17 protein-coding genes and 1 pseudogene are annotated in these 22,235 nt (G+C 60.1%); 4 read left to right on the top strand and 14 right to left on the bottom strand.

The window, feature by feature from the left end:
• Nucleotides 1–28: 28 nt before the first annotated feature.
• The 3 genes from JQ604_RS26345 to JQ604_RS26335 are packed head-to-tail and all read right to left on the bottom strand — an operon-like array spanning nucleotide 29 to nucleotide 3,764.
• Nucleotides 29–1,030 carry an ABC transporter permease gene (locus JQ604_RS26345; RefSeq protein WP_212363532.1) on the bottom strand — a complete coding sequence of 334 codons (1,002 nt, stop codon included), beginning with the start codon at nucleotides 1,028–1,030 and terminating at the stop codon, nucleotides 29–31.
• Nucleotides 1,014–2,591, bottom strand: coding sequence for a sugar ABC transporter ATP-binding protein (locus JQ604_RS26340; protein WP_212363531.1), 1,578 nt, complete (start codon nucleotides 2,589–2,591; stop codon nucleotides 1,014–1,016). Before JQ604_RS26340 ends, JQ604_RS26345 begins: the two co-directional genes overlap by 17 nt.
• A 45-nt stretch (nucleotides 2,592–2,636) precedes the next feature.
• The gene (locus JQ604_RS26335) at nucleotides 2,637–3,764 is read right to left on the bottom strand and encodes a substrate-binding domain-containing protein (RefSeq protein WP_212363530.1); all 1,128 of its coding nucleotides are present in this window, start codon (nucleotides 3,762–3,764) and stop codon (nucleotides 2,637–2,639) included.
• 508 nt (nucleotides 3,765–4,272) lie between these two features.
• Between JQ604_RS26335 and JQ604_RS26330 the strand changes: the two genes are divergently transcribed.
• The 4 genes and pseudogenes from JQ604_RS26330 to JQ604_RS42040 all read left to right on the top strand — a co-directional run bounded on the left by JQ604_RS26330 (nucleotide 4,273) and on the right by JQ604_RS42040 (nucleotide 7,953).
• Nucleotides 4,273–5,157, top strand: coding sequence for an NAD-dependent epimerase/dehydratase family protein (locus JQ604_RS26330; protein WP_212363529.1), 885 nt, complete (start codon nucleotides 4,273–4,275; stop codon nucleotides 5,155–5,157).
• Between the two features lie 10 nt (nucleotides 5,158–5,167).
• Nucleotides 5,168–5,944 (top strand): annotated as a pseudogene (locus JQ604_RS41685) (3-keto-5-aminohexanoate cleavage protein); the annotation flags it as partial.
• A 139-nt stretch (nucleotides 5,945–6,083) separates the two neighbouring features.
• A complete protein-coding gene (locus JQ604_RS41680) occupies nucleotides 6,084–6,533 on the top strand; it encodes an MFS transporter (protein WP_249158674.1) in 450 nt (149 codons plus the stop codon).
• Between the two features lie 838 nt (nucleotides 6,534–7,371).
• Nucleotides 7,372–7,953 carry a dihydrofolate reductase family protein gene (locus tag JQ604_RS42040; RefSeq protein ID WP_349631148.1) on the top strand — a complete coding sequence of 194 codons (582 nt, stop codon included), beginning with the start codon at nucleotides 7,372–7,374 and terminating at the stop codon, nucleotides 7,951–7,953.
• Between the two features lie 253 nt (nucleotides 7,954–8,206).
• Here the strand turns inward: JQ604_RS42040 and JQ604_RS26315 are convergent, their stop codons facing one another.
• From JQ604_RS26315 to JQ604_RS26265, 11 genes are all read right to left on the bottom strand, one after another.
• Nucleotides 8,207–8,956 (bottom strand): SDR family NAD(P)-dependent oxidoreductase, encoded by a 750-nt coding sequence (locus JQ604_RS26315; protein WP_212363527.1) that lies wholly within the window; start codon nucleotides 8,954–8,956, stop codon nucleotides 8,207–8,209.
• 42 nt (nucleotides 8,957–8,998) lie between these two features.
• Nucleotides 8,999–9,943, bottom strand: a complete 945-nt coding sequence (locus tag JQ604_RS26310; RefSeq protein WP_349631147.1) for an SMP-30/gluconolactonase/LRE family protein — start codon at nucleotides 9,941–9,943, stop codon at nucleotides 8,999–9,001.
• A gap of 15 nt (nucleotides 9,944–9,958) precedes the next feature.
• On the bottom strand, nucleotides 9,959–10,936 hold the full coding sequence (locus tag JQ604_RS26305) for an ABC transporter permease (protein ID WP_249158649.1): 978 nt from the start codon (nucleotides 10,934–10,936) through the stop codon (nucleotides 9,959–9,961).
• A 19-nt stretch (nucleotides 10,937–10,955) separates the two neighbouring features.
• Nucleotides 10,956–12,467: a sugar ABC transporter ATP-binding protein gene (locus JQ604_RS26300; protein ID WP_212363523.1), complete on the bottom strand. Its 1,512-nt coding sequence runs from the start codon at nucleotides 12,465–12,467 to the stop codon at nucleotides 10,956–10,958.
• 69 nt (nucleotides 12,468–12,536) lie between these two features.
• On the bottom strand, nucleotides 12,537–13,604 hold the full coding sequence (locus JQ604_RS26295) for a sugar ABC transporter substrate-binding protein (protein WP_212363521.1): 1,068 nt from the start codon (nucleotides 13,602–13,604) through the stop codon (nucleotides 12,537–12,539).
• Between the two features lie 126 nt (nucleotides 13,605–13,730).
• Complete coding sequence (locus JQ604_RS26290) at nucleotides 13,731–15,269, bottom strand: aminoacyl-histidine dipeptidase (protein ID WP_212363519.1); 1,539 nt, start codon at nucleotides 15,267–15,269, stop codon at nucleotides 13,731–13,733.
• Nucleotides 15,270–15,795: 526 nt separating this feature from the next.
• Nucleotides 15,796–16,803: a transketolase family protein gene (locus JQ604_RS26285; RefSeq protein ID WP_212363517.1), complete on the bottom strand. Its 1,008-nt coding sequence runs from the start codon at nucleotides 16,801–16,803 to the stop codon at nucleotides 15,796–15,798.
• A complete protein-coding gene (locus tag JQ604_RS26280; RefSeq protein ID WP_212363515.1) occupies nucleotides 16,800–17,639 on the bottom strand; it encodes a transketolase in 840 nt (279 codons plus the stop codon). Before JQ604_RS26280 ends, JQ604_RS26285 begins: the two co-directional genes overlap by 4 nt.
• A 576-nt stretch (nucleotides 17,640–18,215) precedes the next feature.
• Complete coding sequence (gene glcF, locus JQ604_RS26275) at nucleotides 18,216–19,544, bottom strand: glycolate oxidase subunit GlcF (protein WP_212363513.1); 1,329 nt, start codon at nucleotides 19,542–19,544, stop codon at nucleotides 18,216–18,218.
• 2 nt (nucleotides 19,545–19,546) lie between these two features.
• The gene (locus tag JQ604_RS26270; protein WP_212363511.1) at nucleotides 19,547–20,731 is read right to left on the bottom strand and encodes an FAD-binding protein; all 1,185 of its coding nucleotides are present in this window, start codon (nucleotides 20,729–20,731) and stop codon (nucleotides 19,547–19,549) included.
• A gap of 40 nt (nucleotides 20,732–20,771) precedes the next feature.
• Nucleotides 20,772–22,205 (bottom strand): FAD-binding oxidoreductase, encoded by a 1,434-nt coding sequence (locus JQ604_RS26265; protein WP_212363509.1) that lies wholly within the window; start codon nucleotides 22,203–22,205, stop codon nucleotides 20,772–20,774.
• Nucleotides 22,206–22,235 lie beyond the last annotated feature (30 nt).

The raw sequence follows: 22,235 nt of genomic DNA, 5'->3' as shown, positions 1-22,235 counted from the left end.
GCCCTTCTTTTTTGGAGTTTCTGCTCAGTCACGCGCGCTGGCTGCGGCCCAAGGCCACCGCCAGAACTATGAGAACGCCCCGCGCCATGAGCTGCTGACTAAAGTCGAGCCCAAGCAGAATAAGACCATTGTTGATAACGCCGATCAGCAGCGCCCCAACGATTGATCCGATGACCGTTCCGGCTCCGCCGAACAGGCTGGTGCCGCCAAGAACGACGGCGGCGATAACCGACAGTTCATCGCCCTCGCCCAACTGGAAGCGCCCCGAGTGCAGGCGTCCCGCGTAAAGCATACCGGCGACGGAAGCCGCCGTGGCGGTCAGCAGAAGCGCCTGAAACTTGACGGTTCTTGTCCTGATGCCGCTGTAGCGCGCTGCGGTCTCACCACCGCCGGTGGCCAGGATCTTTCGTCCGAAGGGGGTCTTTCGCAGGGCCGTATGAGCCAGCGCGCCGAGGATCACGACCCACAATACAAGGATTGGGACCGGGCCGATATTCCCTGATCCGAAAACGGCGATGAAGGTGTCATCGATCACCGGCACGGGAGAGGTTCCGCTCATCCACATGCCAAGCCCACGGGCAAAGCCCATCATACCTAACGTGACCAGAAACGAAGGAATGCCGATCCAGGCGGTCAAGCTTCCATTCACGGCTCCCACAAGGAGACCGGTACAGAGTCCGGCCGCAATGGCAGGTGCAAGCCCGTAACGGCTAAGAGCGAGGCCAGAGGTCACTGAAGCCAGGCCTGCAATGGCTCCAACCGACAAATCGATCTCCCCGGCGCACAACACGAAGGTCATGGCCATCGCCATGATGGCGATGATCGCGGTTTGTCGTGCGATGTTGAGTAGATTATTGGCTGACAGGAAGCCGCGATCACTCAGCGTAATCGCGAAGATCACGAAAATCAGCGCGAACCCGATATAGACGACGTATTGTCGCCAGTCCGAGACAATGGAACCGCCTCTCGTTATAGCCAGCGGACCTCGCTGGGTCGCCGCAGTTCCACTTCCATCAGTACGCCGGAGCATTGAGCCGCACCTCCTGGATAAGGACTTGAAGGTTGTGCTCCGCCTTGGCGATCTGCACTCCTTCGTCTGCACTTCCGTTCGGCTCGCCGGCCGCCACGGAAATCTCTTCCCTGGACACCTCGCGGGCAATGCGTCCGTCGCTCATGATGAGCACTCGATCGCTAACCGCCAGAAGTTCGGCGAGCTCGGAAGAAATGATGATGATGGCTCGTCCCTCATCCGCAAGTTCGCGGATGAGATCGACGATTTCCGTCTTGCTGCCGATGTCGATGCCCGCCGTGGGTTCGTCCAGGATGAGTATCTCGGGGTTCATGGCCAACCATTTCCCCAGCACAACCTTCTGCTGGTTGCCGCCCGAGAGTGTTCGCACCGGGACCGAGCTAGAAGTTGCCTTGATGCGCAGTCGCTGGATCAAGCCAGTCGCAGAAGCGGCTTCCTTCGTGCCGTCGAGGAACGGTCCACGAGTAAGGTCGCCCAACCGGGGTAGACTGAGATTTGTGCGTATGATGTGCGCTGCGATCAGGCCTTCGCGAGCCCTGCTTTCAGGTATGAGGGCGATTCCAGCTTCCATCGCTTCACGTGGACTGCGAATTCTGACAGCTTGGCCTTTCACTCGAATTTCGCCCGAGGTCATTGCATCAATACCAAACATGACCCGAGCCAGTTCGCTGCGGCCGGAACCCAACAGCCCTGCAATGCCGAGCACTTCACCGGCATGAACTTCGAAAGAGGCGTTTATCGGCTTATTCGCCCCGGATACCGATCGAACCTCGAGAGCCGGGCTACGCGTGCGGTCGACCGAACGCGGCCGCCAACTGAAACTTCCAACCCGCTTGCCGATCATATGCTCGACGACGTCCTGGATTTCCAACTGACGCAATGGAGCGGTCGCGACGTTCCGACCATCCCTGAGGATGGTCACTTCCTCGGCGATCTCGAATATCTCGTCCATCCGATGCGACACGTAGACGATCGCGACCCCATCCGCGGACAGCCGTTTAAGAAGAGAAAAGAGACGCTCGACCTCGACGCCGGTCAACGCGGATGTCGGCTCATCCAAAATAAGGATGCGAGCGTCTTGCGAGATCGCTTTCGCGATCTCGACCATTTGCATCTGGCCAGTGCTGAGCTTCTGAACAGGCGTCGCCGGATCCACATCCATGCCCAGTTCGGACATGATCACCCTCGATCGGTCCCACGCCGTACGATCGTCGACGAAAAGCCCGAATTTTCTCGGCTCTCGAGCCAGAAAGATGTTCTGGGCGACGGTCAGACTTGGGATCAGGCTGAGCTCCTGAAATATCATCCCGATACCGAACGCGCGGGATGTCGCGGCACTAAAGCTATTCATCTGCCGACCGAAAACGGTTATCGAGCCTTCGGTCGGCGTCAGAATTCCCTGAAGTATCTTGAGCAGCGTCGACTTTCCGGCGCCATTCTCACCCATCAGCGCGTGGACCGTTCCCTGCTTGACCGCGAAGTTGACGCCGCGGAGGACGTGCAGCCCTCCGAACGACTTCTTGATGCCGGTCATCTCGACCGCGTTGCTGGCTTCGATCATGACCCATAGCTCACATATGGAGACGAACTCCCGGGCCCACCGGTCCTACTTCAAGGCGTCCGTCACCACCTGGGGCGGCGGCGTCCCATTGGACAATGGCCAGCCGGCAATCAAGTTCTGCTTGGTCACCGCCAGTGCGGGAAGCACGACATAGGGCGGCGCTGACTTGCCGAGCAGGGCATAGCCCGCCAAAATGCCTTCCGCATAGCCTGCGCCGTACGGCCGCTGCGATCCCGTCCCCTTCACGTAACCGTTCTTCGCCATGTCGATAGCGATATTCACGCCAAGATCGCAGGTCGTGATTACGAGATCCTTTGGCCCGCGTCCGCTGGTGCGCGCCGCAGCGAGCACGCCTTCTGTCGGCACATCCCAGACAGCCCAAATCCCGTTCAGTTCAGGATGGGCGGTCAGCATCCCGGAGGCGATACGCTCGGACTCACCGGAAAAGTCAGGGCCACCGACGCCCTGCTCGGCCACGATCTTGATGTCAGGGTAGGCTTTGATCGCCTCCTTGAACCCCATGACGCGCTCGACGGTCGCGAACAGGTCGGAAGCGTGCGGAAGCAATCCAATATTGCCCTTTCCGTTCAGGGCCTGCGCCATAAGCAGCGCCGCAGCCTTGCCCATGCCTCGATTGTCGGAAGACACGAGGCTCACATACTCCGTCCCAGGGGACATTCCGGCGCCGGTCTGGTCGAGAAACACGATCTTGATGCCGGAAGCCGCCGCACGCTTGTACGCGGCTGCCGTGCCGTTTTGCTCAGCAGGAACGCTAATCATCACGTTCGGTTTGCGGGCCATGACCGTCTCAATGTCGGAGACCTGTTGCTCGGCTTTGTAGCCGGCATCCGTGACAGCGATGATCTTGATTCCGAGCATATCGAGAGCAGCCTTTTGGCCCGCCATCTGCGCCTTCGCCCAATCGGAGGCCGTGTAGTGCATGACGATGGCCGCAGTCGCATTCATCGACTTGATCTTTGCGATCTCCTCCGTGGTTAGCCCCAGATCGCTGGCGAGAACGGGCTTTTCCCCGTGCGGACCGGACGCGGGATGCTCCTCGATCTCCTTCAATGCCGCAGCAACATCCGCCGCCGTCGACGGGCCTATGGCCAAGCCCATGATTGCGACAGAAGCAGCTATCGCAGCGCTAAGGTTTTTAATCAGGCTAGACATGGTGATCCCTCCCAAGAATGGGCCGCGCCCAAATGCAACGACAGGATCTTTGCGTCCCTTAATGCATACATTAATGCGCGCCACCTGAGACCGTCAATCGCTCGCGGCTCGTTGTACTAGCTTGCTTTAAACAAATTTCATCGAGCCTCGATTGCCAGATCATGCACTTGGAGCTGGATATCGCACGAATTCCAGGGCGGCAGACAAATCTCGCCATTTGCGACGCAAATCCAGGTCAAAAACCTGGCGGTACGACCCATTGTGCAGCGGCGCTCAACAGTCCAATGATCAAGAAAGCACAATCCCTAACCCACAATTCCCTTCCTAGGGTCGATGGACCGCCACGCATGTGATGGGGCGCCCTCGCGAATCAAAGCGCCACGTGGCCATGCGGTGTGTGAGCCAGATCGCACAGCGTGGTGAGCGCAATTTTCGCATCGGATGCCATTCTAACGGGTTGTGGACTCCGGAACGACATTCCGGCCCCGAGCACACTCGGAGATAGACAATGGCTAACGGCAAGCGTGTCGCCGTCACCGGCGCACTCGGTAAGATCGGCAAGGTCCTCGTCCCCTATCTGCGGGACAAGAGCTATGAGGTTTTCCTTATCGACGACATCGCGCCATCCGATCCGAAGGAATCCGCGATTCGCGCCGACCTCACCGACTTCGGCCAAGCGCTCGACGCTCTATCGTCGATCGGCGCCGATACTTATGCTCGCGCGGAGCCCAAGGCATTCGACGCGATCGTGCATCTGGCCAGCATGCCCCACCCGCGCATGAAGCCGGATGCCGAAGAGCTGCGCATCAACATGATGGTGACCTATAACGTGTTCGAGTCCGCGCGCCGTCTCGGCATCAAGAACGTCATCTGGAGCGCGAGCGAGGTCGCCACTGGCATACCCTACGATAAGACCGCCGCTCCCTACGTCCCCGTCGACGAATCCTATCCGATGCGGGGCTACAACGTCTATTCGCTGACTAAAGTGCTCGGTGAGGAGATGGCACGCCAGTTCTGTCTCAACGATCCCGAGATGCGCATCACTTGCCTTCGCCTCTCCAATGTCATGAACCCCGAGGAGTATGAGGGGTTCGAGGAGTGGCAGGACGACTCCGCCAAGCGTCTCTGGAATTTCTGGACCTACATCGACAATCGCGACGTAGCTCAGGCGGTTGCGCTGGCGATCGAACATGATGTCCGCGGCAAGGACGAGTTTTTCATCACCAACGATGAGACGGTGATGCGGACGCCGACCACCGAGCTGCTCGACAAGCATTTTCCGAATATCGAGCGCCGCAAGGCATTCAGCGGCAACGAGGCGGTCATCTCCAACGAGAAGGCCAAGCGAGTGCTCGGCTATCAGCCGCAGCATCGCTGGACCGACAAGAAGTAGGCCACCAGCGATGGCGCGCAAACCGCTCATCATCGAGGCTCGGATCAACGAGTACACGCCGCGCAGCGAGAACAGGCACATCCCGTTCTCGCCAATGGAGATCGGCGAAGCTGCGGCGCGTGCTTGCGGGGCGGGCGCCAGCGTCGTCCATTTCCACGCACGTCACGACGATGGCTCACCCGACCACCGTGCCGAAACCTATGCAGCGGCGATCCGCGCCGTCCGCGAGCGGTGCGATATCCTGGTCTATCCAACGCTCGGTCAGATCACTGCGGGCGGGCAGGATGAGGGTCGGATCAGGCATATCCAGGCGCTGGCGGGCGATCCCGCCACACGTTCCGATATCGCGCCGATTGATAGCGGCAGCACCAACATCGACCGCTTCGAGGACGGCGGGTTCCGCTCCGGCGACCGGACCTATGTGAACCGCACCGGGACGCTGCGCTTCTTCGCCGAACGGCTGCGCACGCTTGGCGTCAAACCGCAGTTCGTCAGTTGGGCTGTCCCCTTCACGCGTATGTTCGAGGCACTTCGTGAGATTGGCCTCGTCGACGCCCCTGCCTGGCTCGTCTTCGAGTTGACGGGTGGCGGTATTTTGGGCGGCGACCCGGGCACTATCGACGGCCTGGAGGCGCATCTTCGCTTCCTTCCCGGCGGACCGCTCGAATGGTCCGTCTCGAACAAGATCGGGAACGTGACCAGTCAAGCCGCGCTCGCAATCGAGCGCGACGGCCACGTCTCGGCCGGCCTCGGCGACTATGGTTGGCCGGAACTCGGCTGCCCGGATAATGGCGCCGTTATCCAGTTCATCGCCAATCTGTCACGCGCCATGGGACGCGAGTGGCTTCAGTCGCGCAAACCCGGGACATGCTTGGTCTGTGATCCGGGCAGCACGAGAAAGACAAGGATCATGATACAGGACAAGGTTGTCGCCGCCCCGGCGTGGCGCTCGCGCAGATCGCGCTCGGTCTGGGTGGCCTCTTTATCAGAACCGGCGAGTTCGCCGCAATGGGACTTCTGCCGGGCATGGCGCAGTCGGCCGGCGTCTCCATCCCACAGGCAGGCAATTCATCAGCGCCTATGCGCTCGGCGTCGTTATCGGCGCGCCGGTCCTTGCCGTTGCGACGTCGCGCATGGAGAAGCGCAACCTGCTCCTGCTGCTCGCCGCGATCGTACTGGTGGGCAATCTCGCCTCCGCGGTCACTCCGGACTATCTCGGCATCGCGGCTGCGCGCTTCGTTGCGGGGCTCCCCCATGGCGCCTATTACGGGACGGCCTCGATCGTCGCGGCAGCCATGGCGCCGCCCTCCCAGCGCAGGCGATTGGCCGCGTCATCTTGGGGCTTGCCGCTGCGAACCTCGTCGGCGTGCCGCTGATGACGTGGCTCGGCCAGAGCTTTGGCTGGCGGTCGGCTTTCGGACAAGTCGCCGTTGGCGGTGCCTTGCTTTTGGTGATGCTGCCGCATTCTTATTCCCGTGATCGAAGCGGACGAGGACGCAAGTCCACGGCGCGAGCTGTCGGCCTTCCCCCGCCCGCAGATCTGGTTGACGCTCGCGGTTGCGACGATCGGCTTCGGCGGCATGTTCGCTGTCTACAGCTACATCACGCCAACCCTTGTTCAGGAAACCGGCGTAGCCAAGGGCACGGTGCCTCTGTTCCTCGCGCTGTGGGGCCTGGGCATGATCGTCGGCAAATCACCGGCGGGTGGCTCGCGGACCGGGCGCTGATCCCGTCGATTGTCGGCATCATCGTCTGGAACATCGTGTTCCTCGCGCTCTTCTTTCTCGCCGCACCCAACCCGATCCTGACCGGCGCGTCGCTCTTCATGATCGGCATCCGCTTGGCGCTCGTGCCTGCGCTTCAGGCGCGGCTTATGGACGTTGCACGCCACGCGCAGTCCTCGGTCGCCGCGATGAACCATTCGGCTTTCAACCTGTCCAACGCGATCGGCGCGTGGGCGGGCGGGCTCGCGATCGCAGCCGGTTACGGCTGGGCGTCGACCGGCCTCGTGGGTGCCGCGCTGGCGGCGGGCGGGTTGGGGATCATGACAATCTCGGTGCTGCTGATGCGCGGTGCTGCCCCTTCAGGAGAGGAAACATGAAGCCTTACGTCATCTGCCACATGATGAGCCCGCTCGACGGTCAGCTCGTCGTCGATCAGTAGAGCCCGTCGACGGGCCGCTCGTCGGACGATCTGGTTGCCGAATATGACCGGGTGCACGAGGAGCTCGAATGTGATGCCTGGATCGCCGGGCGCGCGGTCGGTGAAGAGTTCGCGGATGGCGAGCCCCATCCACCGAGCGATCATGGCGGGGTCGGAAGGCCGGTCCACGTCGCCCGTACCGGTGCCGTTGATTACGCCATCCTGATCGATCAGGATGGCACACTCCACTGGACGAGCCCTGAGACCTACGGCGCGCCGATCATCATGGTTCTCGGCCGCGATGTGGCGGACACGCATCTGGCGGAGCTCGCCGCCGACGGCATCTCCTACATCGTCGCCGAAGACGAGACGATCGACCTTGCCGCAGTCCTCGAGATCCTCGCCGATCGCTTCGGGATCAGGCGCTTGCTCCTGGAAGGCGGCGGCCACACCAACGGAACGTTTTTCAAGGCCGGGCTGGTCAACGAGATCAGCCTGCTTCTCTTCCCTGCGATCGGCGGGCGCCGTGGCGGTCGGACCTTGTTCGAGGCCGGTCCCGACGGGCTTGCCGACCGTGTTCGCCTCTCGATCAGCGCGAACGAAATGCGGCGCAATGGCGTCGTCCACCTCCGCTACTCCGTCTTCTACGTCTGAGACGGCTTCCCTCCAGGATTTTGAGGAGCATCTCATGAAGACATGGTTCATCACCGGCGCGTCGCGCTAAGCAGTGGTTTTCGCGCTGAACCAGCCGCCAAGCGTCGCAATCAACGAGGTCATTGTCACTCCTGTCGATCAGGCCTGGTGAACCCTGCGATTGAAAGGGCATTTTGAGCCTTAACCTACTTCTCTCGGGGTTTGATCGCGTTCTGGCTGAGGCTGATATCCGGCAGGCCTTCAACTGTGGAGATCAAACCGCAGTCATACCGCCATCGACCACCAATTCGGAACCCGTCATGTAGCTCGATCCGTCGGACGCCAAAAACGTGAGCGCCGCCGATACTTCCGAGCACTCTCCGGGTCTTGCCATGAGCGTGCTTCCCAGGATGAGCCGCGTCTTCTCCGGGTCAGAGAAGTAATTCTCATTGAGGGGTGTCCTGATCGTGCCCGGGTGTATGGAGTTCACTCTGATGCCGTGCTGCCACAGGTCGACGGCCGCGGCCTTGGTGAGCATACGAATAGCTCCTTTCGTTGCGGAGTAACCAGTCATGCCAGGCATGTTCGCGACGATTCCGGACACCGATGACACGTTGATGATCGAACCTCCGCGCGCCCGCTTCATGCTGGGGGCGACCAGCTTGCACCCGAGGAACGCACCGGTGACGTTCACCTCGTACAGCCTTCGGAAGTCCGCGACGGAAAGCTTCTCGATCGCCTCGCGGATGAATATTCCTGCATTATTGACGAGCACGTTGACATATCCGAAGGTTCGCTCCGCCTGATCAACGACGTTGCTCCACGCCGCTTCGTCAACCACATTGTGATTGACGAAAATTGCCTTGCCGCCGGACGCTGATATTTCGTCGGCAACACGACGACCATTCTCCGTGTCGACATCGGTGAGGACCACTGCTGCACGTTGCGCTGCGAATTCGCGGGCATGGATCTCGCCCATTCCCTTGCCGGCTCCCGTGACGATAGCAACCTTTCCCACAAGCACTTCAAATCTCCTCGTCTTGTCCCGTCGCACTTTCGGCGCGCGTCAAATACCCGTCGTGTTGAGGCACACCGCGTAGATCGACGTACTCGCCGCCATGAAAAGCCGGTTCTTACGACGCCCCCCGAAACAAACATTTGCGCAGGTCTCCGGCAGATGAATCTTTCCGATCAAGGCGCCTTCGGGGGAGTAGCAGCGGACGCCATCTTCGGCGGGATCAGCCCACCCCATACTGCACCAGACGTTTCCATGAAGGTCGACGCGCAGTCCGTCGGTGAACCCCGGAGCGAAGTCGTCGGCGAACACCGCGCCGTTCCTCAAGCGTCCGTCGACCACATCAAAGACGCGGATATGCGACGGGCCGCCGTCCGTTATCCCGCTGTCGACGACATACAGCCGCGATTCGTCCGGAGACAAAGCCAGGCCATTGGGCCGCACGAAATCGTCAGCGACCACATTGAGCGATCCGGCGGGATCCAATCGGTAGACAGCCCGGGGAAGCTCGGCTTCCTGCTTGACGCCCTCATAGTCGCTGTCGATGCCGTACCCGGGGTCGGTGAACCACACCGCACCGTCCGAGGCCACAATCACGTCATTTGGCGAGCTGAGGCGTCTTCCCTCATGCCGGTCCGCCAGGACGGTGATGGTCCCGTCCAGCTCGGTGCGAGTGACTCGTCTAAGGTGCTCACAGCTGACAAGGCGCCCATTGCGATCGCGGGTATGCCCATTCGCATAATTCGAAGGGCTTCGAAATACTCCCAGATGTCCATCCGCCTCGAGCCAGCGATAAATGCGGTTGTTTGGAATATCGCTGAAGAGAAGACTGCCATTGTCCCCGAAGTAGACAGGTCCCTCCACCCATCCAAAGCCCGTTGCGAGACGTTCGATCGGTGCGTTTCCGATCTTGTACGTGAACCGTCGATCGAGCGGTTCGACGCCCTCGACGGGATATCGCAAGCTGTTCTCGATTGGGCCCAGGCCAAAACCCACAGCGGCCTCCTGCAATCAGGTATCTCGCGAGCGGCCACCAAACTTGTCGGCGCACACGGCCAACAGAATGATCGCGCCGATCACGACTTGATGCCAAAACGTGTTGACGTTGAGAATATTGAGACCGTTACGCACGACGGCCATGAGGACCGCGCCGGCAGCAGTTCCCAACAGGGACGCCTTGCCTCCGGCGAGGCTCGTGCCCCCCATGACTACCGCCGCGATGACATCCAGCTCATAGCCCTCGCCAGCCTCCGGCATTGCCGCTTCGAGCCGTGAGGTCAGGAGAACACCGGATAGCGCAGCCAGAAACCCAGTGAGTGCATACACAGCAATCTTGACGCGATCGATTCTTATTCCGACCAGCCGCGCCGCTTCCGGATTGCTACCGATCGACAGCGTGTAACGGCCGAAGCGCGTTTGATAAAGTAGGAAGTAGACCGCTGCAAAAGTCAGGATCGTGACCAACACCGGCATCGGCACGAAGCCGACGAATCCCTGGCCGAAGGCCTGGAAAGAAGGATTCGACAAGCCGGTGAGCGGAATGCCCTCCGTATAGACCATGATCAATCCACGCGTGATGACCATCATCGCCATGGTGACGATGAAGTCGGCTATCCTGACTTTGGCGACCAGAACGCCGTTCACAATGCCGATCAGCGTACCGACGGCCAGGCTCGCGGCGACGCTGACAAACGGATTGAACCCGCGGTTCATCAGGTCCGCAGCGATCAGGCCGGTGAATGCCAGCGTCGACCCAACCGAGAGATCAATGCCTCGCATGGCAATGACGAGGGTCGCTCCGAATGCGATAATGGCGACAAAGACCGCCTGCCGCGTGATATCCGTGAGGTTACCGACGCTTAGAAAGCGTGGCGATGCGACTCCAAGTGCCACTATGAGAACGATCAGCGCTATCACGATGCCGCTCGCTCCCCCGGACAGTCTGAATTTCGATACCGTGGTTTTTGCATCCAAGGCCTGAGTCGACATTCTGTTCTCCATTGTTTTCTCAGGTCCGCTGAATCGAAAGCGACGCGATGGTTTCCTCGCTTGCGGAAGCCGAATCCAGCATTCCGACCGCCTCGCCTTCAAACATGACCAGTATCCGATGACACAACCCCAGCAGCTCGGTGTTGTCAGATGAAACCACGATGATCCCCTTTCCGGTCTGCGCGCTGCTGGCGATGAGTTGGTAGACATCGGCCTTCGCCTTGATATCGATCCCCCGCGTCGGCTCCTCGAGAAGCAATACGTCAGGCTCGGTCAGCAGCCATCGCGCTAACAGAACCTTCTGCTGATTGCCGCCGCTCAGCTTGCCGATCGGCTGCTGAGGCCCTTCCGATTTGATTCCCATCTTCCGGATATGGTTGATGCATTGAATGCGTTCCGCTCGCCGATCCAGGCGAACGCCGCCGAATTTGCTCAAGCTAGAGGCGGTTAAATTCCAGCCGACGCTATGTTCGGCGAAGATGCCTTCCGTCTTGCGCTCGGCCGGAAGGAACGCGATCCCGTTGTTCATCGCGCCCGATATCGATCCGATCGAGATCGATCGTCCCTTCAGCAGGATTCTGCCGGAGTCCGACGCACCATCACCGAACAATGCCCTCAGAAGGCGGCTCTTGCCCGATCCTTCGAGTCCCGCAACACCCAGAATCTCCCCCTCGTGCAATTCGAAATTGACGTTGTCGAATGCTCCGCGTCGGGATAGCCCTTCCACCTTGAGGATAGGATCAGCACCTGGACTTGTCTTCGTCGGAAATTGCTTTGCCAGCGAGCCGCCGATCATCAAGCCGATCATCTTGTTCACGTCGAGCGTCGATGCCGGCAGGTCGGCGACGCACGCTCCATCGCGCATCACGACGACGCGGTCGCAGATTCTCAAGACCTCATCCAGTTTGTGGGACACGTATATGACGGACTTCCCGGCCTGCTTGAGATCGTTGATGATTCTGACGAGCCGTTCTCGTTCCGCTTTCTCGAGAGCCTCGGTCGGCTCGTCCATGATCAGGATCTTTGCGTTTGAGTTCAACGTCCTGGCGATTTCGACGATTTGTCGTTGAGCAAGGGTAAGCGCGCCAACCGGGCAATCGAGATCAATCTCGACGCTAAGCACATCATTCAGGATTCGACGGGCGCACTCCCGCATGGCCCTCTTTCGAAGCGGCGCCGTGATGTTCGGAGATTTTCCAATCGACATCTCCCGGCCGATGAAGATGTTTTCAACCGCATCTAGGTCCGGAAACAGACTGAGCTCCTGATAGATGATTCCTATACCTACCCTTTGCGCGTCCGCCGGCTCCCGGATCTCCACGCGCACCCCATCGACCTCAATTTCGCCCTCGTCACGCACATGGGCCCCGGACAGGATCTTCATCAGGGTCGATTTTCCGGCCCCGTTTTCGCCCACCAATCCCAGCACCTCGCCCTTGGCCAGATTCATCGAAATGCTCGAAAGCGCGTTGGTCGCTCCGAAGCGCTTGCCAACGCCTGTGATTTTGAGCGCCAGTTCCGACTGGTCCATTGATGTCGCCCCCTTCGCAACAGCAGATGGAGCCACGCTCGAGCGGCGAGCGTGGCTCCTCCTGACCATCTACTTCGTATTCTTCGCGACGTAGATGTAGTCGGCCGGGTCAAACGTGCCGATGTTCTTGGCATCGTACGTCTTTGGCGCGACGAAGATCTTCTTGGGGACGCCTTCTCCCTTCATGACGAATTGCTCGACCGCGCGGATGATGTTGCGGCCCTCCTCCTTGGCCCCGGTATCGACGGTGGCTGCGAAATCGCCGACCTTGATCGCGTCGTTGGCTTCCTTCATGTTCTCGTAGCCTACGATCGCAATCTTCCCGTTCAGCTTCCTCGCCTTCAAGGCCTGCAGGCCTCCCAGGGCCATTTCATCGTAGAGCGCAACGAGAATATCCACATCGGGATGCGCGGTGAGCATGTTCTCGGTCACGGTGAGACCTTGCGCGCGCACCCAACCGGCCGGCTGCTTGGCCACAATCTTCAGGTTCGGGTACTTCGAGAGGACTTCATTGAAGCCCTTCATGCGCTGCGCAGTGTGCGGACCGGGCAAGCCCTCCAGGACGGCAATCTTGACCTCCCCCTTGTCCTTGTAGTTATCGACAATCCACTGCGCTTGAGCGCGACCGCCGTCGCTCTGGTCGTATCCGATATCGCTGACGTAATAGGGGTCGTCGGCGACAGGTGAGTTGAACAGGAACACCGGGATTCCCGCTTCGGTCGCACGCCGGATCAACGGCTCCAAAGCGCCTTCGTTGTAGAGCGCGACCGCTATCGCGTCGACGCGTTCGTTGATCCAGGCCTCCATCGTGCGGACCTGATCGTCCGTCGCGGATTGGCTCTTCGGCGCTTGCACGAGCAGTTGGATCGTGGAAGGTCCCCCGGCTCGATCGATCTCCTCCTTAACTCCAGCCAGCACACGCTGATAGTAGGTATCCATTGCCGTCGGCAGGAAACCGACCTTCAGGGGACGGTTGGTCTTCACCTGGGGTTTCGCCTCTTTGCCGGTCGGCGGAATGACCTTGTCCATGAGGATTCCTGGAAAAACCGCCCCGTAGTCGGCGGCGAAAGCCACACCGGGCAAGACGACGGCCGCGAGCAACCCAGCCGCCAATGAATTACAAAAAGATCGCTTCATGTTTCCCCTCCAATGCTTGTTTCTGGTGCAACATCTACTGCCCGCATGCGCGAGCAGCCTCGTCCAGGGCTCCAGTCGCTATGGAGCTCTGCCAACGATCAGTCCGCTGAGACGCGCGACGTCGCGCTAATCTCTGAGATTGCGGAGTATTTCCTTGAGAAGCCGCCAGATAGGCTCGACGGTGGTGTGATTGAGACGTTCTCGGGTCGTGTGCACGTCGAACGCTTCCGGTCCGATCGAGATCATGTCGATTCCCGGAATCTTCTTGTTGAAAAGACCCAACTCGAGGCTCGAGTGAGATACTTCTACGTGAGGCTTGGCCTTGAACGTATCCTCGAACGCGCGGGTGGCGACGGCCAAAAGCCTGGAGTCCTTGTTGTAGGGCCACTCTGGGCAATCCGCAAAGGTGGTAACCTTTGTACCGCGCCCCATTAGCTCTGCCAGCCGCTCGATTCGCTTGAGGATGCCGTAGCGCCGCGAGCTGACGGCGCTCGGAATGGTCGAGAGAATCTCGACTTCCTCGTCGCTGGTCGATAACAACGCAATGGTGTTCGAGCTTTCCACCAGATTCGCGATGGTAAGGCTCATGCTCTGGACTCCGTTCGGCGTAAGCGTGACCGCCTGCACGACCGAATTGGCGGTCACGTCTGAAAGCACACGATCGAAACCGCCCGCACACGGCTCCAAACCGACCTCCAGCTTAGGGTCGCTGACTGCGAACTCCTTCTTGATATCTGCGGCGACATTCCGGACGATCTCGCTTGCACGCTTCAGGTCCGCTTGATGAAGCAACATGACTGCTTCGGCGTCTCCGGGAATGACGTACCGGTTGACGCCTCCCTTGACCGATGCGAGCCGGACCGGCAGGTCGTCAAGAAGCGCACCGAGGACCCGGGCCAGAAGGACGATCGCGTTTGCACGCTCCAGATGAATGTCGAACTCCGAGTGGCCGCTGCTCAGTCCCTTCACGAACAATCGCGTCGCCGTCAAACCAGCCGGCACCTTCTGCCATTCGGCCGGGATCCGAAAGCGCGCCGAGATATCACCCGCGCAGCCGGCGAACAGACTCTTGGGATCATGCCAATTGAAATCGATTAGCCGCCTTCCAGTGAGACAGGATGCGTCGAAGTGTTGAGCGCCTCCCTTTCCCACCTCTTCCTGGACGGTAAGCACGACCTCGAGCGGCGGATGTGGAATGTCCGTGGAGTCGAGCACGGACAGCGCAAGCGCAACACCTACCGTGTTGTCTGCGCCGAGGGTCGTACCCGTGCCGTGAATGAAATCGCCATCGATCCGCAGCTTGATGCCCTGATTCGCGAAATCGTGCTCCACGCCCTCATCGCTCTCGCACACGATGTCGGTGTGACCGTGGAAGATGACCGGCGACGCGTTCTCGTAGCCGATTGTTCCCGGCTTCTTGACCAGAATATTGTAAATGTCGTCCTGATAGCACTCAAGGCCGCGATCCCGCGCGAAGTTGGCGATATAGTCGCTGACCTGCTTCTCGTTATAGGATCCACGCGGAATGCGGCTGATCTCTTCGAAGTAGCGAAAGAAGACCTCGGGTTTGAGGTTCGCAAGGACTCCACTCCCATCAGCTCCCACGGAGTGAGCGGCCGCGTCTGGACGTCGATCGTGTGCGGTTGCGGTCTGGTGCGCAGACATGAATTCCTCCCAGTGCCGGCGCCGTCGTGCAGTGCGGTCGCCCTCAAGCTTTCGACGATAAGAAATACGATCGGCAGATCAAACGAATTGCGCGCTTCATCAAGTGAATTGCTCTCATCCAAATGGCGGTTTGGAGCGGTGAACATACTTGAATCGAGGTGGCCACTTGGGAGTTACGTTCTACAATCTCCCACGCGAAAGGTTCGCGATGGCGTCGGCAGCAAACAGGCGAACCCCAGGATATGCGATTGGCTTCCTCGGGTCTGTTTCGACGCCAAGCAGAATGCCAAATGCCTGAGCGACCGCCGACAGGCGCGTCCGCTATGCGCACGAACTTCTTCAATCGCGGGAACGCTAAAGCTCCCTGGCTTACGAGGATAAACCTATGGCCCCGTGCCCCTGGTCCCATGGGAGGCTACCTGCCGCGCAGGTTTTAACCTACGCTTTCCGTAGCGGACGAACCTGCTAGAGCGACTCGTTCAAGGCCGACAAGCCAGGCTCGCGTCCGCGTCGCGCTACCTAGCCGTCACAGCCAGGACTTGATGCGGCTAACGATCGCATCCGTCGAAATTCCGTATCGATCGTGAAGCGTAGGCAAGGCGCCAGCGGCCAGGAATTCGTCCGGAAGGCCGATCATGTGGAACGCAGGATGCACGCGCTCCCTCATCAGAACAGCGGCGACTGCTTCGCCTAGCCCACCAATCACAGTGTGGTTCTCCGCGACGACAACCGCTCGCCCCGGCTTTCTACAAGCGGCCACAATGGTTTCAACATCAAGCGGCTTGATGGTCGGCACGTGAAGGACCGACGCGCCAACACGATCTGCTTCAAGTTTTTTTGCGGCTTCCAACGCCCGCATCGTGAGTAGGCCGGAAGAAATGATGAGGACGTCATCTCCGCTTCGCAAGTGCTTCGCTTTTCCAAGTTCGAACTTGTAGCCGTACTCTTCGAGAACGAGTGGCACCTGCCCTCGCAGCAGACGCATATAGACGGGACCACGATGCGCGGCCATGGCAGGCACCACCTGCTCAATTTCCAGGGCATCGCATGGATCGATAACCGTCATGTTCGGCATCGCGCGGAACAGTGCCAGGTCTTCCGCCGCCTGGTGACTTGGGCCGTAGCCGGACGTGAGCCCTGGCAACGCGCATGCGATCTTCACGTTGCGATCTTCTTCGGCAATGGTCTGGTGAATGAAGTCATAGGCGCGACGAGAAGCGAACACAGCGTAAGTCGTCACAAACGGCATGAAGCCCTCCGCGGCAAGGCCCGACGCGCCGCCAAACAACAACTGCTCCGCCATGCCCATCTGGTAGTAGCGGTCCGGAAACTCCTTCGCGAATACGTGGAGATCGGTGTACTTGCCGAGGTCAGCCGTCATCCCGACAACTTCGGGGCGCCGGCGCGCGAGTTCGATCAAGGCATGGCCAAACGGCGCCGGCCTTGTTGGCTGTCCCTCTGCGGCAATCGAAGCGATCATTGCCGACGTCGTGAGGCGCAGCTTCGGCGTGGTAGTGCTCGACGTCGACTTCATAGCCGGCTCCCATCCTGCAGCGCTGCGAGCGCCAACTTCCACTCGTTCGCATCGACGCGCATGAAATGATTCCGCTCACGCGTCTCAAGAAACGGCACGCCTTTTCCCATGACCGTGTCGGCGATAATCATTCGCGGCACGGCTCCCTCGTGCGTCTTTGCCGCATCGAATGCCGCGACTACGGCATTGAGATCGTTACCGTCCACCCGCTGAACGAACCAGCCGAATGATCGCACTTTGTCGACGAGGGGCTCAAAGCCCATCATTTGGCCGGAAGGGCCATCCGCCTGCTGGTTATTGACGTCGACCACGGCAATGAGATTGTCTAACTTGTAGTGAGTGGCGGACATCATCGCCTCCCACTTCGATCCTTCATCGAGCTCGCCGTCAGAGAATAAGGTGTAGACGAAGCTGTCGGATCCTTTTCGCTTCAATCCAAGGCATCGGCCGACCGCGATGGTAAGACCGAGCCCCAGCGAACCGCCCGACATTTCCATCCCCGGCGTGTAGCTTGCCATACCGGACATCGGCAGACGGCTATCATCGAAGCCGTAGGTCTCCAGCTCTGCCTCCGGAACGAGGCCCGCCTCGATCAGCGCGGCGTACAGTGCAATTGCATAGTGACCACTGGAGAGAAGGAAGCGGTCGCGCCCTTCCCACTCTGGATCTTCCGGCCGATACCGCATGGCATGGAAGTAAGCCACCGCCAATACGTCAGCGATATCCAGGGCTTGGGCGATGTAGCCCTGCCCTTGCACTTCGCCCATTCGGAGCGCATGGCATCTGATGCGGCGAGCTCGTTCGTGCAGTGAGACGTTGTGGCCTTGAACCGTCATGTCGCCTGATCCTAGTTGTTGCGGAACGCGCGAAACCCGCGCTCCAGTCGAACAGCGAACGAGACGAGGCATACGGCGATCTTCCGTTGCGCACTCGATCTGGGCGCTTCTCCGATTCGCGCGGCTCTTCGGTCCGCGATTGCCACCAGCAATATAAGTCTGGGCGATTACAGCAAACGAATTAGATCGGCATTTAGGTGATTCGGATTCATGCATGACGGCGACGCCGTTGCAGGTTTCGAGCGAAGATCGGCGCGAGCCATCCGCCCGCCCCGCTTAACATGCGTCAAGCAGGTGACATCGTCCTCCGTCTCTGGAGGACCCTTTGCAGGAACGCCGCGTCTTCCAACAACACATTGGAGATGTGACATGCTGAAAGATCGCTTTTGTTTGCCGTGGGCGCGCTCGCACTATCGACCCACTCCGCCCAATCGAGAACCGCCGCTCACATCAGAGCCATGCCGGATGCCGCTGGATGATCGGCAGCGACGTCTGAAACTAAGGTGGGCTTTGCGTCGTCCATGCTCGAGTTCTCAGCGCGCAATCTCGCACTCGCCGCAACCAGACACACAGTTGTTACTTCGCGCCCCTGAGATCAGCCGAACGCAATGACTTCGGCGCCGGCCCTCCGGTCGCCCAATCGAGCAATTGGATCGTATGGACAATCGGTATGTCGGCGCCATCGCCGATCTGCGTGATGCAGCCTATGTTTCCCGTCGCGATCAGGTCTGCTTTCACGCGTCGGATGTTTGCCACTTTTCGCGCACGCAATTGTTTCGCTATTTCCGGCTGAAGAATGTTGTAAGTCCCCGCCGATCCACAGCAGATGTGTCCTTCAGGTATATCCTTGACCGCAAAGCCGGCCTGTTTAAGCAACGCTTTCGGCTCCTCTGTGATCTTTTGACCATGCTGCATCGAACAGGCCGAATGGTAGGCGACGACGAGATTGCGCGCTCTCGGTGAGAAGTCCAGTTTCATCGGCCAGAGGAATTCGGTGATATCTCGCGCGATTGCAGAAACCCGCCGTGCCTTATCAGCATAGGCGGGATCTTCACGGAGCATGAAGCCATAATCCTTGATCGTCGTTCCGCATCCAGACGCCGTAATGATGATCGCGTCGAGGCCCTCGCCATCCATCTCTGCGATCCACGCGTCGATGTTTCTCCTTGCGAATTCGTGTGAATCGCGTTCGTGTCCGAGATGATGGACCAGCGCGCCACAGCACCCCTCACCTCTGGCTTGCACCACGTCGACTCCGTGGCGGGTCAGGAGCCGGACGGCTGCCTCATTGAAGTCGGGGCGTAGTACAGGCTGGGCACAACCGCTGAGAATTGCGACGCGGCCGCGCTTCTCTCCCATTGCCGGAAAAACACTCGGCTTTTGCGTGGCAGATCGAAGCGGCACTTGGGCTGGCGCGAGATCGAGCATTGCCGCAAGCCGATCGCCTACATGGGGCAGGCCGGCCAAGACATATTTTAACGGCCGGCCAATTTGCGCCGCAGTGATCGCCGCTCGAAACCGTCTCGGATAGGGAAGAATCATCGCGAGCATGGCCCGGACGAGCCGGTCGTGGAAGGGCCGCCGATACGTCTGTTCTATATAGGCGCGAGCATGATCCACTAGGTGCATGTAGTGCACGCCCGACGGACAGGTGGTCATGCACGACAGGCAGGATAGGCAGCGGTCGATGTGCTTGACGACTGGCGTGGTCGCCGGTTTGCTGCCCTCCAGCATGTCCTTGATCTGGTAGATGCGGCCGCGAGGGCTGTCGAGCTCGTCACCAAGCAGCAGATATGTCGGACAGGTGGCGGTGCAGAAGCCGCAATGAACGCAGCTTCGAAGGATCTTTTCCGAAGCCTCTGTTGCGGGATTCTGTAGTTGTTCAGCGGTAAACGTTGTCTGCATCGTTACAGCTCGGGGAACATCCGGCCAGGATTGAATATCCCAGTCGGATCGAGAGAGGCTTTCAGCCCGGTCTGAAGCCGCGCAATCGCTTCGATCGGTGGATCAAATACATCGACCGCAGCACGGACGTCTTCGGGTGCTCGCACGAGGGTGGCATGTCCACCGGCCTGACGGACCGCCGCGCGAATCGTTGCCGCACCGGCGGCACTCGCAGTTTCGCACGCCAGCCAGATCAACCCGCCACCCCAGTCAAAGAACCACCGCGCATCGATAGTCCGAGCAATCCGCGCCGCGACATCAGCACCCCTGGTCGGTGCCGTCGAGATGCGCCAGATCGCCTTATCGCGCGGCTCAGCGATGACCGTTGCATCGCGGATCGCCACCCAGAGATCCTTCGCAGCGTCATCGGCAAGCACCTCAGCCGTGTCGAACGCTTTCAAAAGCGACCGCAGCTCACCGAGGCGATATTCGACCGAATCTGGAAACCCCTCCACGCGGATCAAGGTGCGCGCGCCGCCACCGATTTTCGCTGGCAGGTGCGCTGCACCGCTGACATCATACGGCGAGCCGAGTGCCGCCGACAGCGCCGCTATGGCGGTCTGGTCGGAGAGGCCCACTAGACACAATGTTGCTACACGCTGTGGGCTCGGGACGACTTTGAACGTGACTTCGGTCAGGAAGCCGAGCGTGCCATGCGCGCCGACCATGAGTTTGACGAGGTCAAGGCCCGTCACGTTCTTCATCACACGACCGCCGCACTTGATCGCCTCGCCGCGTCCATTGACGAACCGCACCCCGAGAGAACTATCGCGGGCTGCCCCGCCAGCGATTCGGCGCGGTCCCGAAAGGTTCATCGCGGCGACCGCTCCGATCGTCGGTTCGCCGTCGCTGGCCAGCAGTGGGCGGTAGTCGAGAGGTTCGAAGGCGAGCTCTTGCCGATGCTCCGCGAGCAGCCGAACGATCCCACTGAGAGAGGCGCCAGGCTCGGCGGAAATCACGAATTCTGCTGGCTCATAGAGCGTGACTTTTGTCATTTGGGATGACGAGAGGATCGACTCGAATTGTGGCGGCCTGCCGAACGCGCGCTTCGTCCCACCGCCCTGAATCGCCAGTGGAGTGCGCTGGGCCGCAGCTTCTGCGACAATTGCGCAGGCATCAGCCTCAGACGTTGGATTATGGCGGGTCATATGGACAACTCCCTCCCGATGCCGGTGTCGCACGGCGTAGCTACGCCGTTAACCGGTTGTCGAGCGGGAACACTTTTGCGGGATTGAGCAGCCATGCAGGATCGAATACAGCTCGCACGCGCATCTGCTGCCGCAGATCGCGTTCCTCGAATTGGAAGCGCATCAAATCGCGTTTCTCGATCCCGACCCCGTGTTCGCCGGTCAGGCAGCCGCCAACTTCCACGCAGTATTTCAGGATGTCTTCGCCAGCGGCCTCCGCCTTTGCCTGCTCGGCTGGATCGTTAACGTTATAAAGAATCAGCGGATGCATGTTGCCGTCGCCCGCATGAAATACATTTGCGACGCGCAGGCCGTAGGATGCGACAATCTCGCCTGTCCGTTTCAAGACGTTCGACAGCTGACCAAGCGGCACTGTACCGTCCATGCAGATGTAGTCGGCAACACGCCCTGTTGCTCCGAACGCGGACTTGCGTCCTTTCCAAATTGCCGCGGCTTCCGCTGCGGAGTGGCTCTCCTTGATGTGACGGACATTGTGCTTCCGCGCGATTACGACGATCCGCGCGAGCACGGCTTCCATCTCACGCTCGGAGCCCTCCACCTCGATAATCAGAAGAGCGCCGACGTCGAGCGGATAACCTGCCTTGGCAAATCCTTCCACGATCTCGATCGTCTGCTTATCCATGAACTCAATGGCAACCGGGATGATGCCCGCACCCATGATTGCCGCGACACAGGCCCCCGCTTCCTCGCTCGTATCGAAGCCGAATAGGACGGGCTTGGCGCCCTCCGCGGCACGACGAATCCGCACGACCGCTTCGGTAACGACGCCGAGCTGGCCTTCCGATCCAACGATAAGACCGAGGAGATCGTAGCCTGGGCTGTCGAGGTGCTCTCCGCCGATCTCAACGATCGTTCCGTCGAGCAAGACAAGCGTCACGCCAAGGATGTTGTTCGTCGTCACGCCGTATTTCAGGCAATGCGCCCCGCCCGAATTCATGCCGATGTTGCCGGCGATGGTGCAGGCGAGCTGGCTCGACGGGTCGGGCGCATAGAAAAAGCCTTCGTGCGCAACTGCCTGGCTTACCGCAAGGTTGGTCACGCCCGCCTGCACTCGGGCGGTCCGGTTCTCGAAATTGACATCCAAGATCCGGTTCATCTTCGATACGCCGAGAACGATCGCATCCTCCTGCGGAATCGCGCCGCCCGCGAGCGACGTTCCGGCCCCGCGCGGAACAACCTTCACCTGATTTTGCGCACAGAACTTCAGGACGGTCGACACTTCCGTGGTGGTCGACGGAAGCAGGACCGCGAGCGGCATGCGCCGATAGGCGGTAAGGGCGTCGGTCTCGAAGGCGCGGCGTTCGTCTTCGGAGATGATGAGCGCCTCCGGGGCAACGAGTTGGCCGAGGCCGGTCAGAATTTCGCCGCGGCGGCCGAGCACGGCCTCGTCAGGTATTGGGAATGCAATCGGCATCTCTTCCTTCACTCCGCCCGGCAGAACGGG

The sequence above is a fragment of the Bradyrhizobium jicamae genome, from assembly GCF_018130695.1.
Classification (GTDB): domain Bacteria; phylum Pseudomonadota; class Alphaproteobacteria; order Rhizobiales; family Xanthobacteraceae; genus Bradyrhizobium; species Bradyrhizobium jicamae_B.
This window is presented reverse-complemented; position numbering and strand designations above follow the sequence as displayed.